We start from the raw sequence: 13,748 nt of genomic DNA on the forward strand, positions 1-13,748 counted from the left end.
CCAAAAAGGAGACCTCCATGCCTGTCGATCCTCGCATGACCCGTTACGGGCCGGCCCTGCGCGCCCTGCACTGGCTCACCGCCATCGCCGTCTTCACGGCGTTCGGCGTGACCTACCTGGAACAGTTCTTCGCGCGGGGAACGCCGGCACGGGGCATGGTGTGGTGGGTCCACATCTCGGTCGGCCTCCTGCTCATCGCGCTGGTGGCGGTGCGCATTCCCGTGCGCATCTTCGGCCGCAACCCGCCGGCCTCGACGCAGATCAGCCGGCCGGTGGCCATCGCCTCGCACATCGTGCACGGGCTGCTCTACCTCGCGCTCATCGCCACGCTCGCGCTCGGCGTCTATCTCGCCTTCCTGCGCGGCAATGCGGTGTCCTTCTTCTCGCTCTTCACCATCCCCTCGCCCATCGCGGTCAACCGCGACCTGGGCAAGCAGGTGCAAGAGATCCACGAGCTGATGGCCAACGCCGTGATCGTGCTGGCCCTGCTGCACGCGGCCGCCGCCGTGCTCCATCACGTCGTGCTGAAGGACGACGTGCTGAAGCGCATGCTGCCGGAGCGCCTCGCCCCCTGACGCGCGCGCCGGCGGAGCCAAGGCGCTGTGCAAGGCGCGGCGTGCCTGTTATGGATGAACGTTACGGGCGCGCCCTGCGGGGTGCGTCCGGCGCGCCATAGACACGGGCTGCGCCGCCGGGTTTCAGCCACCGAGGCCCGGTACCCGAGACCCGGCAGACGGATAAGGCAGAAGGTCCCATGGAGAAGTTCACGGTCCTGGAGGGCGTCGCGGCGCCGATGAAGCTGGTCAATGTCGACACCGACATGATCATCCCCAAGCAGTATCTGAAGACGATCCAGCGCACCGGCCTCGGCAAGGGCCTGTTCTCCGAGATGCGCTATCTCGACGACGGCGCCGAGAACCCCGCCTTCGTGCTGAACCAGCCCGCCTACCGCTCTTCCAAGATCCTCGTCGCCGGCGACAATTTCGGCTGCGGCTCCTCGCGCGAGCACGCGCCGTGGGCGCTGCTGGACTTCGGCATCCGCTGCGTGATCTCCACGTCGTTCGCGGACATCTTCTACAACAACTGCTTCAAGAACGGCATTCTGCCCATCGTCGTCTCCAAGGACGACCTGGACAAGCTGTTCGACGACGCCGAGCGCGGCGCCAACGCCACCCTCACCATCGACCTGCCGGCCCAGGAAATCCGCGGCCCCGACGGCGGTGTGGTCAAGTTCGAGATCGACCCCTTCCGCAAGCGCTGCCTGGTCGAGGGGCTGGACGACATCGGCCTCACCCTCCAGAAGGCGCCGGCCATCGACCAGTACGAGACCACCAAGGGCGCCGAGCAGCCCTGGCTGTGACGCCGTGAACCGGCCGCGGCGCTGACGGGAAGGACGGGCGGGCGATGGAACCATCCCCCGACCCTTTCCCCCCGGGCGCGTTCACCCCGGGCATGCGGCCCGCAGCCCGCGCCATCGTCATCGGCGCGTCGGCGGGCGGGCCTCCCGCCCTCGGCCGGCTGCTCGCCGCGCTCGATCCGGAGCCGGACGTCGGCATCGCGGTGGTCAACCACGTGGGGGCGGACGGGCCGGACCTGCTGCCCGCCATCCTCGCCCGCCTTTCGGGGCGGGCCGTCATTCTGGCGCAGGAGCGGTGTCCCCTCGCGGGTGGCCTTGTTCATGTCGCCCCTAGCGGGTACCACTTGGAAGTGGGGCGGGACCGTTGTTTTTCACTCTCCGTGGACCCGCGGGTGTGCTATTCGCGTCCTGCAATTGACGTTCTGTTCGCCAGCGCCGCCGAGGCCTACGGTGACGCTTTGGCTGGTGTGGTCCTCACCGGCGCCAGCAGCGACGGGGCGGAGGGACTGAAGCGCATTCGCGAACTGGGAGGCCGTGCCCTCGTGCAGGAGCCGTCGGAAGCCGAGGTCGATACCATGCCGCTGGCCGCGCTTCAGCGCGCCGGCGCGGACCTCTGCGCCCCGCTGGCCGTCCTCGCCGAGGCGCTCACGGCGTTCGGCCGTAACCCGCGCGGAGACTTGAGCGGGCACTTGCGACCGAGGATGGCCGAATGAGCATGGCCGATCTGCCCAAGATTCTCGTCGTCGACGACGTGCGCGCCAACCTTGTCGGCATGCGCCGCCTGCTCGCCCCCGTGAAGGCCGAGATCTACGAGGCCCATTCCGGCAACGAGGCGCTGGCGCTCTGCCTCGACCACCGTTTCGCGCTCATCCTGCTCGATGTGCAGATGCCCGATATGGACGGGTTCGAGGTGGCCGCCCTCCTCAACAACGACCCTGCCACCTGCGACGTGCCCATCGTGTTCGTGACCGCGGCCTATCACGACGACATCAACCGGCTGAAGGGCTACACCTTCGGCGCGGTGGACTACATCGCCAAGCCCATCAACGACGCCGTGCTGCTCTCCAAGGTCACGGTCTTCCTCGACCTGCACATCTCCAAGCTGCGCCTCAAGGGCGCGCTGGAGGAGCTGGAGAAGCGCAACCGGCAGCTGGAGATCGAGATCGAGGAGCGCCGCCGGGTCGAGAAGCAGATCCGCCACATGGCGACCCACGATGCCCTGACCGGCCTCGGCAACCGCATCCTGTTCGTGGAGCACCTGACCCGCGCGCGCGCCCAGGCGCAGCGCCACGGGCGGGAATTCGCTTTGCTCTACATCGACATCGACGGCTTCAAGCAGGTCAACGACCGGCACGGCCACGGGGTGGGCGACAAGCTGCTGTGCGCCATCGCCAACCGGCTGCGCGGCAACCTGCGGCAGGAGGATTTCGCCGTCCGCCTGTCGGGCGACGAATTCGCCGTCATCATGGTGGATCTCGCCGAGGGCGATGCCGCCCACGCCCAGGGCCAGCGCCTGTGCGAGGTGCTGCGCGAGCCCTATATCGTCTCCTACAACGACCAGGCCTACACGGTCAGCGTCGGCGCCAGCATCGGCATCGCGCTCTATCCGCGCCACACCACCGACGAGACCGAGCTGATCCGCCTCGCGGATACGGCCATGTACGAGGTGAAGCAGCAGGGCAAGGACGGCGTGCGCCTCGCCATCGCCCGGCCGGTGGTGCAATCGGCCTGAGCCCTCCTGAAGGGGTGCGGGGTGCGGGCGCGGTGCGCCTTCGCAGCCCGGCGCGGCCGTGATATCCGGGACAGTGCGGGCGGTTGGCTCCCCCGCGACCAGACCACGGCCCGCCCACCGCCCAGCCACCGCCTTTCGGGAGCTTCATGCCGAAGTCCGCCAGCCGATCCGTCGTCGTCGACCTCATCGCCGTGCTCGCGGCCGTGACCGGCGGCGAGCCGCGGGTGATGACGGTGGAGCATGGCTCGGCCCTGCCCTCCGGCCCGTTCGAGCTGGCGCACCGCTCCCTCCAGCAGGGCCTGCGCGACTGGGTGGAGCAGCGCACCCACCATCCGCTCGGCTATCTCGAGCAGCTCTACACCTTCGCCGACAAGGACCGTGCCGGGGCGGAGAGCGCCGCACGCACCATCTCCATCTCCTATCTCGGCCTCGCCCGCGAGCAGGCGGCCACGGCGGGCGCCGCCGAGTGGCACGGCTGGTATGAATACTTCCCGTGGGAGGACCACCGCGACGGCCCGCCGCCCGTCATCGCCACAACGCTCGCGCCGGCCCTCGCCGCCTGGGCCGAGGCGGCCCCCTCGGCGGCCGAGCGCAGCCACCGCCGGCAGCGTGCCGCGCTCAGCTTCGGGCTCGACGGCGCGGCCTGGAACGAGGAGCTGACACTCCAGCGCTACGAGCTGCTCTTCGAGGCCGGCATCGTCGCGGAACGGCTGCGCCGCGAGGGGCACAAGGAGGCCGCGGGGGCCGGACGGGCCATGATCGCCGACCACCGGCGCATCCTCGCCACAGCGATTGCGCGGCTGAGGGCGAAGATCAAATACCGCCCGGTGGTGTTCGAGCTGATGCCACCCACCTTCACTTTGCTCCAGCTGCAGCGCTGCGTGGAGGCCATCGCCGGCCGGACGCTGCACAAGCAGAATTTTCGCCGGCTGATGGAGCAACAGGAACTGGTGGAGGAAGCCGGCGGCGCCACCACCGAAACCCTTGGCCGGCCTGCAAAACTCTTCCGCTTCCGCCATGCGGTGGTGGAGGAGCGGGCCTTCGCCGGAACGAAATTGCCCCTCGCACGCTCTTGACAAGACTTATGCTCAGGATAAGCATATGCCCAACATATGCTCAAACTGAGTATAGACAATGGTCGCATCCACCCTTTCCGCCGCCCCCGTTTCTCCCACTCCGGATGCCCTCGCGGCGGCCTTCGCCCGCACGGCGCCGCTCTACGAGAAGGTCCGCCGGGTGGTGCCACCCGCCGACTGGGCCTTCCTCGCCGAGGATGCGGAGGCGATCCTCCGGCTGAAGCGCGAGCGCAACGCCGTCATCCTCGCGCACAACTACCAGACGCCGGAAATCTTCCACTGCGTCGCCGACATCGTGGGCGACAGCCTGGCCCTGGCCCGCGAGGCCATGCGGGTGGATGCGGACGTGATCGTGCTCGCCGGCGTCTACTTCATGGCCGAGACGGCGAAGCTGCTGAACCCGGGCAAGACCGTCCTCATTCCCGATCAGGACGCCGGCTGCTCGCTGGCCGATTCCATCACCGCCGCCGACGTGCGCCTCATGCGCGCCGCCCATCCCGGCGTGCCGGTCATCGCCTATGTGAACACGTCCGCCGCCGTGAAGGCCGAGGTGGACGTGTGCTGCACCTCGGGCAATGCGGCGCGGGTGGTGAAGTCGTTCGGCGTGCCCAAGGTCATCATGCTGCCGGACCAGTATCTGGCGAAGAACGTCGCCGCCGAAACCGGCATCGACATCATCTCCTGGGCCGGCCAGTGCGAGGTGCACGAGCTGTTCACCGCCGCCGACGTGCGCGAGCTGCGCGCGGCCAATCCCGGCGTCACCGTGCTCGTCCACCCGGAATGCCCGCCGGAAGTGGTGGCGGAAGCCGATTTCGCCGGCTCCACCGCCGCCATGAGCGATTATGTGAGCGAGAAGCGCCCGCCCCGCGTGGTGCTGCTCACCGAATGCTCCATGGCCGACAATGTGGCGGTTCACTATCCCGACATCGACTTCGTGCGCCCCTGCAATCTCTGCCCGCACATGAAGAAGATCACGCTCCGCAACATCCGCGCCGCGCTGGAGAACAATCGCCACGAAGTCACCATCGACCCCGAGATCGCCGCGCGCGCCCGGGGCTCGGTCGAGCGGATGCTGGCGCTATGACCCACACGCCTTTAGAAGGCCGCCCCGTCATCGTCGGCGCCGGCATCGCCGGGCTCGCCGCGGCCCTCTTTCTCGCCCCCGAGCCGGTGGTGCTCGTCACCCGCGCGCCGCTCGGCACGGACGGCTCCAGCCCGCTGGCGCAGGGCGGCATCGCCGCCAGCGTCGGGCTGGACGACGATGACGCCCTCCACCTCGAAGACACGCTGGCGGCCGGCGACGGCCTTTGCGATGCCGAGGCCGCCCGCCGCATCCTCTCCGCCGGGCCGGAGGCCATCGCCGCACTTGAACGCCTCGGCGTGCGCTTCGACCGCGACGCGGCCGGCGGCCTGCTGCTCGGCCTCGAAGCCGCCCACAGCCGGCGCCGCATCGTCCATGCGGATGGCGACGGCACCGGGCGGGAGCTGGTGCGCGCGCTCTCGGAAGCTGCGCGCGCCTGCCCCTCCATCACCCTCGTCGAGGGCGAGGCACGGCGCATCCTGATGCGCGACGGCGCAGTCTGCGGCCTGCTCGTGGCCACAGCCGAAGGCGCGCGGGTGCTCGCCACACGCAGCCTCGTGCTGGCGACCGGCGGGGTCGGCGCGCTCTACGAACACACCACCAATCCCGTCGCCTCCTGGGGCGTGGGAATCGCGCTGGCCGCCGAGGCCGGGGCGGAGCTGGCGGACCTTGAGTTCGTGCAGTTTCACCCGACTGCGCTGGCGACGCCCGCCCGCCCGCTCCCCCTCATCAGCGAGGCGGTGCGCGGGGAAGGCGCGCTCATCGTGGACGGCGCTGGCCGGCGCATTCTGGAGAACGTGCCGGGGAAGGAGCTGGCGCCGCGCGATGTGGTGGCCCGTGCCGTCTGGCGCGAAGTGGTGGCGGGGCGCGACGTGTTCCTCGACGCCCGCGCCAGCCTCGGGGCGCGCTTCGCCACCCGCTTCCCGCAGGTGGCGGCCGGCTGCCGCGCCGCCGGCATCGATCCGGCCACCGATCTCGTGCCCATCCGCCCCGCTGCGCACTACCACATGGGCGGCATCGCCGTGGATGCGCACGGCCGCAGCACCGTCCCCGGTCTCTGGGCGGCGGGCGAGTGCGCCGCCACGGGCCTGCACGGCGCCAACCGCCTCGCCTCCAACTCCCTGCTGGAGGCGGTGGTGTGCGGGCGGGAGGTGGCGCACAGCATCGCCGGGCAGGCGGCCGGACGGGCCATCACGCCCGCCCCGTCCTCGCTGCCCCCTGCGGCGGATGCGGCTCCGGCCCGCGCCATCGTCTCGCGGCTGGTCGGCGTCACCCGCGATGCGGAGGGGCTGACCTTGGCGCTGCAACGCCTGCTACCCCTCGCCGAAGGCGGGACACCGGCCGCCGCCCCGGCCCGCGTGGGCCTGATGATGGCGGCCTCGGCCCTCGCCCGCACCGAAAGCCGCGGCGCCCATGCGCGCACCGACTTTCCGCAGACCGCGCCGGTGGCCCGGCGCGCGCGCATCACCCTCCCCGCGGCGCTCGCCACCGCCCGGCGCGTGCGCGTGCCGGACCTCGCCTTCGCCTAAAGCATTTTCGAGCGAAGTGGGTACCGGTTCGCGTGAAGAAAATGCGTCAACTCAATAACATGGATCATTTCCCCGTTCCGCGAAACGGGGAAATGATCCCATCGAACGGAGCCGCCATGGCCGCCCTCGACCCGCTCCCCGAACTCATGGTGGAGCCCATCGTCCGCGCCGCGCTGCTGGAAGACCTCGGCCGCGCCGGGGACATCACCACCGATGCGGTGGTGCCGGCCGGACACGTCAGCCGCCTCGTGCTCGCCGCCCGTCAGGACGGCGTGGTGGCGGGCCTCGACTGCGCCCGCCTCGCCTTCCGCCTGCTGAACCCGGACGTGCGCTTCACCCCCATCGTGGCGGACGGTTCGCGCGTGACACCCGGCACCGTGCTGGCCGAGGTGGAAGGCTCCTCGCGCGCGCTGCTCACCGGCGAGCGCACCGGCCTCAACCTCGCCTGCCGCCTCTCCGGCATCGCCACAGCGACCGCCTCGCTGGCGGATGCGGTGGCGGGCCACAAGGCGCAGATCGTCTGCACCCGCAAGACCACGCCCGGCCTGCGCGCGCTGGAGAAATACGCCGTGCGCGCCGGCGGCGGCGCCAACCACCGCTTCGGCCTCGATGATGCGGTGCTGGTGAAGGACAACCACGTCGCCATCGCCGGCTCGGTGGCGGAGGCGGTGAGGCGCGTGCGCGCCCGCGCCGGTCACATGGTGAAGGTGGAGGTGGAGGTGGACACCCTCGCCCAGCTGGAAGAGCTGCTGACGCTCGGCGCCGATGCGGTGCTGCTCGACAACATGACCCCCGCCACCCTCGCCGAGGCCGTGCGCATGGTGAACGGGCGGATGCTCACCGAGGCCTCGGGCCGGGTGAACCGCGAGACGGCGCCTGCCATCGCGGCGTCCGGCGTAGACCTCATCTCCGTGGGCTGGCTGACCCACAGCGCCCCCATCCTCGACATCGGCCTCGACTGGGTGGGCTGACGCGGATCACAGGCGCACGCCGCGCAGGCTCTGGGACGGCGCCGCGCCGAAAGTGCGGCGGAAGTCGTGGGTGAAATGCGCCTGGTCGGCAAAGCCGGCCGCGTAAGCGGCGGCGGTGAAGCTGCTGCCGTCGGCGATCTCGGCGATGGCCCGCCGCATCCGCCCCCAGGCCCGGTAGCGGCGGAACGGCACGCCCATCTCGGCGGTGAACAGGTGTTGCAGGCGGGAGGGAGACAGGCCCACCTCACGAGCGAGGGCGGCAAGCTCCGGCACGCGCTCCGCATCGGTCATCGCCGCCGCCACCCGCTGGATGCGGGGATCGAGCGCGGCACGGGCACGCCGGCGGGAGACATCCACCACATCGCTCAGGGCCGCGCCGGCCCAGCCGGCCGCGTCCGGTGCCTCCCACAATTCGCGCAGCAAAGGCAGCCCGGCACCGCCGCCGAAGAGGGCGCCCTGCTCCTCCCGCGCATGGGCCACCAGAGGCGCCAGCGCATGGGCGCCGTCCACGCTCGGCTCCAGATAGAAGACAGCGATGGGTTCGCCGCCCACGTCCAGCTCATGCACCACCCCGGCCGGCACCAGCGCGGTGCGGCACACCTGCCAGTTGCCGCCTTGGACCCTGAGCCCGAACGGCCCGTAGAGACCGGCGAGGAACACCGGGGCGCCGTGCTGGTGCGGGGCATTGTAGACGAGCGGCCCGGCGAAGAAGGTCCGGCCCGCGTCCAGGAACCAGAGCGGCCCGAGGCCCTGCCCCGGCGCAGCACGTTCGTACAAGCGGGGCCGCGTGCCCATGCCTAGGCTCCTCCCGCCGGCACTTCACCACATCGCCACGGGCTGCACAAAGCGGCCCGCAGGGGGACCGCCATGCAGACGCCACCGCCCCGCGGCGCGCCCAGCCGCCGCGCCCTTCTCGCCGCCGCCATCGCCGCACCGGCGCTCCTGCGCACGGGCCGCGCGAGCGCCATGGCGCCCCAGCGCGGCGCCCTGCCCGTCACGCCCTTCCGCTTCCGTCTGGGCGCGTTCGAGGTGACGACCGTGCTCGACGCCGCCGCCATGATCGACGGGCCGTGGCCGATCGTCGGGGAGGACCGGCCGGCGGCGGAGGCGGCGGCGCTCATGCAGGCCAGCCTGCTGCCGGAAAAGCGCTTCCGGCCCGGCTTCACCCCGACGCTGGTGAACACCGGGTCGCAGCTCCTGCTGTTCGATGCCGGCAATGGCGCGAACGGCTTCATCCCGAGGCCGAACGGGGGCTGGCTCACCCTGCAGATCGCCGCCGCCGGCTATGCCCCGGAGCAGGTGGACGTGGTGGTGCTGTCCCACGCTCATGTGGACCATATCGGCGGGCTGGTGGAGGCGGGCAAGGAGATGTTTCCCAAGGCCCGCTATGTCATCGGCGAGACCGAATTCGCCTTCTGGGCCGCGCCCGAGCGCCTTTCAGCGGCGCCCGACAGCCTCGAACACGCAACCGCGCAGGTGTTCGCCGGCAACCTCGCCCCCTTCGCCGATCGTGTCACGCGGGTGCGGCCGGGCGCCGAGATCGTGCCCGGCATCCATGCGGTGGAGGCCTTCGGGCACACGCCCGGCCATCTGGCCTTCCATGTGGAGAGCGGCGGCAAGCGGCTGCTGGTCTGGGGCGATTGCGCCCACCACGAGGTGGCGTCGCTGGCGCATCCCGAGTGGCACGCCCTGTTCGACATGGACAAGACGCAGGGCGCCACCACCCGCAAGCGCATCTACGACATGGCCGCCACCGACCGCATCCCGGTGGTGGGCTATCACACGTCCTTCCCGTCGGTGGGCTATGTGGAGCGGCAGGGCGGCGCCTATCGCTGGCTCCCCCTCACCTACCAGTTGGCGGAGTGAGCCCCGGATACGAAAACGGCCGGGCGATGAAGCCCGGCCGTCCGTGTTCAGGAAAGAGGCTCACGCCTTCGGCCAGTTCCGCACGTCCACGAAGTGGCCGGCGATGGCCGCCGCCGCCGCCATGGCGGGTGAGACGAGGTGGGTGCGGCCCTTGAAGCCCTGGCGGCCCTCGAAATTGCGATTCGAGGTGGAGGCGCAGCGCTCCTCGGGGGCGAGGCGGTCGGCATTCATGGCGAGGCACATGGAGCAGCCCGGCTCGCGCCACTCGAAGCCCGCCTCGATGAAGATCTTGTCCAGACCCTCGGCCTCGGCCTGCTCCTTCACGAGGCCGGAGCCCGGCACGACCATGGCGGAGACGTTCGGGTTCACCTTGTGGCCGCGGGCGATGGCCGCCGCCTGCCGCAGGTCCTCGATGCGCCCGTTGGTGCAGGAGCCGATGAAGGCCCGGTCGATGGTGATGTCCTGGATCTTCGTGCCGGCCGTGAGACCCATATAGCCCAGCGCACGGATCTTGGCGGCGCGCTTGCCCTCGTCCTCGATGAGCGCCGGATCGGGCACGAAGCCCTCGACGGACACCACGTCCTCGGGGCTGGTGCCCCAGGAGACGATGGGCGGCAAATTGGCGCCGTCGAGATGGATCTCGGCGTCGAAATGGGCGCCCTCATCCGAGCGCAGGGTCTGCCAGAAGCGCAGCGCGGCATCCCAGTCGGCGCCCTTGGGGGACTTCGGCCGGCCCTTGAGATACTCGAACGCCTTCTCGTCGGGGGCCACCATGCCCGCGCGGGCGCCGCCCTCGATGGACATGTTGCAGACGGTCATCCGCCCTTCCATGGAGAGGGAGGTGATGCCCTCGCCGGCATATTCGATGACGTAGCCGGTGCCGCCGGCGGTGCCGATGGTGCCGATGATGGCGAGCACCACGTCCTTGGCGCCGACGCCTTCGGGCAGCGGCCCGGAGACGGTGACGCGCATGTTCTTCGCCTTCTTCTGGATCAGCGTCTGGGTGGCGAGCACATGCTCCACCTCGGACGTGCCGATGCCGTGGGCCAGCGCCCCGAACGCGCCGTGGGTGGAGGTGTGGCTGTCGCCGCAGACGATGGTGGTGCCGGGCAAAGTGAAGCCCTGCTCGGGGCCGACCACGTGCACCACGCCCTGGCGCTTGTCGAAGCCGTCATAATATTCGACGCCGAATTCCCTGGTGTTCTCGGCGAGCGCGGCGATCTGCGCGACGCTCTCCGGGTCCGGGTTCGGCAAAGTGCGGTCGGTGGTGGGGACGTTGTGGTCCACCACGGCGAGGGTCTTCTGCGGGGCGCGCACCTTGCGGCCGGTCATGCGCAGGCCCTCGAAGGCCTGCGGGCTGGTCACTTCGTGCACCAGGTGGCGGTCGATGTAGAGCAGGCAGGTGCCGTCATCCTGCCGGGAGACGACGTGGTCGTCGAAGATCTTGTCGTAGAGCGTCTTGGGGCCGTTGACCGGGGCGTTCATCGCATTGTGTCCTGAGGAGAGGCCGGCGCGCGTCGGTGCGGCCGGGCCGGTAACGATGGAGGGCGGTTGTCCGTCGCGCCGCGTGCGGGCGCGTCAAGGGCGGGCGTCAAAGCACCGAGGATGCCGCCGTGGTGAAGCGGCCGAAGAAGCGGCCGGGCAGGCGCACATGGTCGGGCACCGCCGCGAACTCCATCGTCGTGCGCGCGAACGGGCCGGCCCCGCAATGGGCCGCCCGGTCGAGGCTGTGGCGATGGTCACGCGTCTGTCGCATGGGGCGGGTTTTTAGCAGTTCCACGCTGACGCGACAATCCGGCGCGCGCAGCTGTGAAACAGGACGGCCGGTCGCACACTGCCCTTGGCTTCGCCATCATCCTGGGCGAGGCGGTATACAGTCGCCGGCGGTGTCGAGGGGGAAGGAGTTTCGGGTGCAGTTCGTTTCCAATTTCCACGGGGTGCAGTTCCTCGATACCGTGGTGAGCCTTGCCGCCGCCTTCCTGTTCGGCACGCTGATCGGCGCCGAGCGGCAGTATCGCCAGCGCACCGCCGGGCTTCGCACCAACGTGCTCGTGGCCGTGGGCTCGGCCGCCTTCGTCGATCTCGCCGCCAGCCTCGGCGGGCCGAGCGATGCCATGCGCGTCGCCGCCAACGTGGTGACGGGCGTCGGCTTTCTCGGCGCCGGCGTCATCATGAAGGAAGGCATGAACGTGCGCGGCCTCAACACGGCGGCGACGCTCTGGTGCTCGGCCGCCGTGGGCAGCTGCGCCGGGGCCGACCGCCTGGCGGAGGCGGCGCTCATCACCTTCATCATCATCGCCGGCAATACGGTGCTGCGCCCCGTCGCCCGCGCCATCGACCGCGCCCCCCTCGACGCTCGCCGCTCGGAAGTCAGCTACGAGGTGCGCCTCACGGTGGATTCCGCCGCCGCCGCCGATCTGCGCGACGTGCTCATCGACACGCTGGAGGGCGAGAAATATCTCGTCAGCGACGTGGACGAGGAGCCCGGCACCGACGGCGCCGTGGTGCTGGTGGCGAAGCTCGTGACCACCTCGGTGGTCCCTGCCGAACTGGACGCCATCACCGACCGTCTGGCGAAGCGGCCCCATGCCCGCCATGCCACATGGGAAAGCGTGACGGAGGAATAGCGCCACGTTCGCCTTGCGGCAGGCCGGGCCGCCGGCTCGTCAGGCCGGCGCCCGCTCCCCCACCAGATGCGCGGCGGCGGAACCGGCCGCATAGAATGCGGCCTGCGCCGCCCGCCAGCGCGGGACCGTCACATCGCGTTCCGGCAGCGGCACCTCCTCCGGCCGGATGCGCCCCAGCACCAGATCGGCCAGCAGCCGGCCGAACACCGTGCCCGGCCCGATCCCCCGGCCGTTGTAGCCGCTGATGGAGACGACGTTGCGCGCGAGGCGCCGGAAGCGCGGCAGGGCGTCGTCCGTCATGCCGATGGTGCCGAACCAGCCGGCCTCGAACGGCGCCGGCGGCAGCTCCGGGAAGAGGCGGGCCAGCGCCCGCCGGGCATAGGAATCATGCACCCCCGCCAGCCCGCCGAGCGCGCCGATGCTGCCGAACACCAGCCGCCCGGCCGCGTCGTAGCGCAGGGAGGTGAGCACCTGCTGGGTGTCCCAGATGCCCTGCCGGCCGGGCAGGATGCGCCCGCGCAGGGCCTCGGGGATGGGAGGGGTAGCGAAGTTGAAATAGGGCAGCGGCACCTGCTCGCGGGCGAGGCGCTCCCACGGCCCGAAGCTGTAGGCGTCGGTCGCGACGATGATCCAGTCCGCCGCCAGCCGGCCCCCATCGGTGCACAACACCCAGCCGCCGGCCCCCTCCTCCACCGCCCGCACCGGGCTTGCCGTATGGAGCACCGTCCCGGCGCCCATCGCTGCGCGGGCGAGGCCGCGGGCGTAAGCGAGGGGCTGGATGGTGCCGGCGCGGTCATCCAGCAGCGCGCCGCGATATCGGCCGCCGCCGATCATCGTGCGGGCGGCGTCCGCATCGAGCAGGTGCACTGGCGCGCCGCGCGCCTGCCACTGGGCGGCGCGGGCCTCGATTTCCGCGCGCCCCGCGCGACCGACCGCGCAATGCAGCGTCCCGTTCGGCGTCGCTTCGCACGGGATGGCGTGGCGGGCGACGAGGGCGAACACCTCCGCCGGCGCCCCGCCGAGGAGCGACAGCAGCCCCTCACCCTTCTCGGCACCGAGGGTGGCGACGATGTCGTCGGGCATCACCCAGAGCCCGGCATTGACGAGGCCCACATTGCGCCCCGCCCCGCCCGAGCCGATGCCGGCGGCCTCCAGCACCCTCACCCGCGCGCCCGCCCCGGCCAGACGGAGCGCGGCGGCAAGGCCGGTATAGCCGGCACCCACCACGGCCACATCGACCCGCGCGTCGCCACGCGCGTCACCCGCGAGCGGGGTGGTCTCCGGCGGCGGCGGGGCGGTCATCGCCCACAGGCCATGGCTTTTCGGATCGGTGCCGGGGGCGGGAGGCATCTGCATGGCCTCTTTGTACAATATCGCCCGGCCGCGGGAATGACCTTGCGTCCGCAGGACGGCAACGAAGAATTAACCATCCCGGCCTCAGGATGGTCCGGGGTCCCCTCAGATTGAATGGAACCCGCCGCCAGTGCGTACCTCCCTCCCGCAAGGAGA

At 71.0% G+C, this 13,748-nt stretch carries 14 protein-coding genes; 10 read left to right on the plus strand and 4 right to left on the minus strand.

All coding sequences use genetic code 11. The annotated features are described in order from the left end of the window. The first annotated feature begins 17 nt into the window (after nucleotides 1-17). The 8 genes from V5F74_RS18195 (at nucleotide 18) to nadC (ending at nucleotide 7,746) form a co-directional block, all read left to right on the plus strand. Nucleotides 18-575, plus strand: a complete 558-nt coding sequence (locus V5F74_RS18195) for a cytochrome b (RefSeq protein ID WP_029556790.1) — start codon at nucleotides 18-20, stop codon at nucleotides 573-575. A 179-nt stretch (nucleotides 576-754) separates the two neighbouring features. Further along, a complete protein-coding gene (gene leuD, locus V5F74_RS18200) occupies nucleotides 755-1,360 on the plus strand; it encodes a 3-isopropylmalate dehydratase small subunit (protein WP_029556789.1) in 606 nt (201 codons plus the stop codon). Nucleotides 1,361-1,452: 92 nt separating this feature from the next. Beyond that, the gene (locus V5F74_RS18205) at nucleotides 1,453-2,070 is read left to right on the plus strand and encodes a chemotaxis protein CheB (RefSeq protein ID WP_394009602.1); all 618 of its coding nucleotides are present in this window, start codon (nucleotides 1,453-1,455) and stop codon (nucleotides 2,068-2,070) included. Beyond that, the gene (locus tag V5F74_RS18210; RefSeq protein WP_024277171.1) at nucleotides 2,067-3,089 is read left to right on the plus strand and encodes a two-component system response regulator; all 1,023 of its coding nucleotides are present in this window, start codon (nucleotides 2,067-2,069) and stop codon (nucleotides 3,087-3,089) included. The genes V5F74_RS18205 and V5F74_RS18210 overlap by 4 nt, the downstream gene beginning before the upstream one ends. Nucleotides 3,090-3,235: 146 nt before the next feature. Continuing rightward, on the plus strand, nucleotides 3,236-4,165 hold the full coding sequence (locus V5F74_RS18215; protein WP_394009603.1) for an NUDIX hydrolase: 930 nt from the start codon (nucleotides 3,236-3,238) through the stop codon (nucleotides 4,163-4,165). A 58-nt stretch (nucleotides 4,166-4,223) separates the two neighbouring features. After that, nucleotides 4,224-5,249, plus strand: a complete 1,026-nt coding sequence (gene nadA, locus V5F74_RS18220) for a quinolinate synthase NadA (protein WP_394009604.1) — start codon at nucleotides 4,224-4,226, stop codon at nucleotides 5,247-5,249. After that, nucleotides 5,246-6,775, plus strand: coding sequence for an L-aspartate oxidase (locus V5F74_RS18225; protein ID WP_394009605.1), 1,530 nt, complete (start codon nucleotides 5,246-5,248; stop codon nucleotides 6,773-6,775). Before nadA ends, V5F74_RS18225 begins: the two co-directional genes overlap by 4 nt. Before the next feature lie 116 nt (nucleotides 6,776-6,891). Beyond that, nucleotides 6,892-7,746, plus strand: a complete 855-nt coding sequence (nadC, locus tag V5F74_RS18230; protein ID WP_394009606.1) for a carboxylating nicotinate-nucleotide diphosphorylase — start codon at nucleotides 6,892-6,894, stop codon at nucleotides 7,744-7,746. 6 nt (nucleotides 7,747-7,752) lie between these two features. On the opposite strand, the gene V5F74_RS18235 is transcribed toward nadC, so the two are convergent. Next, complete coding sequence (locus V5F74_RS18235; protein ID WP_394009607.1) at nucleotides 7,753-8,541, minus strand: helix-turn-helix domain-containing protein; 789 nt, start codon at nucleotides 8,539-8,541, stop codon at nucleotides 7,753-7,755. Between the two features lie 72 nt (nucleotides 8,542-8,613). Between V5F74_RS18235 and V5F74_RS18240 the strand changes: the two genes are divergently transcribed. After that, nucleotides 8,614-9,612 carry an MBL fold metallo-hydrolase gene (locus tag V5F74_RS18240; RefSeq protein WP_394009608.1) on the plus strand — a complete coding sequence of 333 codons (999 nt, stop codon included), beginning with the start codon at nucleotides 8,614-8,616 and terminating at the stop codon, nucleotides 9,610-9,612. A gap of 60 nt (nucleotides 9,613-9,672) precedes the next feature. Here V5F74_RS18240 and leuC read toward each other — a convergent pair whose 3' ends face one another. Continuing rightward, nucleotides 9,673-11,097, minus strand: a complete 1,425-nt coding sequence (gene leuC, locus V5F74_RS18245) for a 3-isopropylmalate dehydratase large subunit (protein WP_394009609.1) — start codon at nucleotides 11,095-11,097, stop codon at nucleotides 9,673-9,675. A 106-nt stretch (nucleotides 11,098-11,203) separates the two neighbouring features. After that, nucleotides 11,204-11,368 (minus strand): hypothetical protein, encoded by a 165-nt coding sequence (locus V5F74_RS18250; RefSeq protein WP_155982206.1) that lies wholly within the window; start codon nucleotides 11,366-11,368, stop codon nucleotides 11,204-11,206. A 154-nt stretch (nucleotides 11,369-11,522) separates the two neighbouring features. On the opposite strand from V5F74_RS18250, the gene V5F74_RS18255 reads away from it, so the two are divergent. Further along, entirely contained in the window at nucleotides 11,523-12,239 is a 717-nt protein-coding gene (locus tag V5F74_RS18255; RefSeq protein WP_029556780.1) for an MgtC/SapB family protein, read from the plus strand. Nucleotides 12,240-12,278: 39 nt separating this feature from the next. On the opposite strand, the gene V5F74_RS18260 is transcribed toward V5F74_RS18255, so the two are convergent. Next, on the minus strand, nucleotides 12,279-13,589 hold the full coding sequence (locus V5F74_RS18260; protein ID WP_449361631.1) for an NAD(P)/FAD-dependent oxidoreductase: 1,311 nt from the start codon (nucleotides 13,587-13,589) through the stop codon (nucleotides 12,279-12,281). Nucleotides 13,590-13,748 lie beyond the last annotated feature (159 nt).

Source organism: Xanthobacter aminoxidans (genome assembly GCF_043193615.1).
Taxonomy (GTDB): domain Bacteria; phylum Pseudomonadota; class Alphaproteobacteria; order Rhizobiales; family Xanthobacteraceae; genus Xanthobacter; species Xanthobacter aminoxidans.